Source organism: Enterobacter cloacae complex sp. IR5401, from assembly GCF_049238425.1.
Lineage (GTDB): Bacteria > Pseudomonadota > Gammaproteobacteria > Enterobacterales > Enterobacteriaceae > Enterobacter > Enterobacter hormaechei_C.
Genome location: NZ_JBMKHN010000047.1, coordinates 1 through 1,360, shown reverse-complemented (window position 1 = coordinate 1,360; position 1,360 = coordinate 1). Strand labels below are relative to the sequence as shown.

General features: G+C 55.6%; 1 pseudogene. It reads left to right on the top strand.

From position 1 onward, the window contains the following. A pseudogene (locus ACOTX1_RS23750) lies at positions 1 to 1,326 on the top strand (Tn3-like element Tn5403 family transposase); the annotation flags it as partial. Between the last annotated feature and the right edge of the window lie 34 nt (positions 1,327 to 1,360).

Genomic DNA, 1,360 nt, shown 5'->3' with positions numbered 1-1,360 from the left:
GCCCGTAACGGCACTATTCCGCACGGTAGCATAGAAGATGGAACGTTGCGGATCGACAGGTTGACAGCAGACGTGCCGGATGGTGCCGAGGCACTCATACTGGATCTGTATCGCCGAATGCCGTCCGTTCGGATTACCGACATGCTGCTTGAAGTTGATGCAGCCCTTGGTTTCACAGATGCGTTTACCCATCTGAGAACCGGGGCTCCATGTCGCGACCGGATCGGTCTGCTCAACGTCCTGCTCGCTGAAGGGCTCAATCTGGGCCTGCGTAAGATGGCGGAAGCTACAAACACGCATGATTACTGGCAGCTCTCACGCCTTGCCCGCTGGCATGTTGAAAGCGAAGCCATGAACCAGGCATTGGCAATTGTGGTGGCCGCGCAGGGTAAACTGCCGATGTCACGCGTCTGGGGGATGGGCACGTCAGCATCGAGCGATGGTCAGTTTTTCCCGACAGCGCGGCATGGCGAAGCCATGAACATGGTCAATGCCAAATATGGTTCTGTTCCCGGCCTCAAAGCGTATACTCACGTAAGCGACCAGTTCGCGCCATTCGCTTGTCAGTCGATCCCGGCGACCGTGAGCGAGGCACCGTATATTCTCGATGGACTACTGATGAACGAGGTCGGTCGCCATGTTCGCGAACAGTATGCCGATACAGCAGGATTCACCGACCATTTGTTCGGAGCCAGTAGCCTGCTCGGCTACAATCTCGTTCTGCGAATCAGGGATCTGCCATCGAAGCGGTTGTACGTATTTAATCCCGATACGACCCCCAGGGAGTTACGCAAGTTGGTAGGTGGAAAAGCCCGGGAGGATCTTATCGTTGCGAACTGGCCTGATATTTTCCGTTGTGCCGCGACGATGACCGCTGGCAAAATCAGGCCCAGCCAACTCCTGCGCAAGCTCGCTTCTTACCCACGACAAAACAACCTTGCAGTTGCGCTTCGTGAAGTTGGTCGTATTGAACGGACCCTTTTCATTATTGAGTGGATCCTGGATACGGACATGCAGCGGCGTGCTCAGATCGGTCTTAACAAGGGAGAGGCCCACCATGCGCTCAAAAATGCGCTCCGTATCGGGAGGCAGGGGGAAATTCGCGATCGCACGACAGAGGGGCAGCACTACCGAATCGCTGGGCTCAATTTATTGACTGCGGTGATCATTTACTGGAATACCGTCCATCTTGGTCATGCCGTCACGGAGCGGCGGAACGAAGGGTTGGATGTTCCCCCTGAATTTCTTCCCCACATATCCCCATTGGGCTGGGCGCACATTCTACTGACTGGCGAATATCTTTGGCCCAAGGAACCGAAAGCTTAGGGTGTCATTTCGCCCTCAGCCGGAACCGACCCCT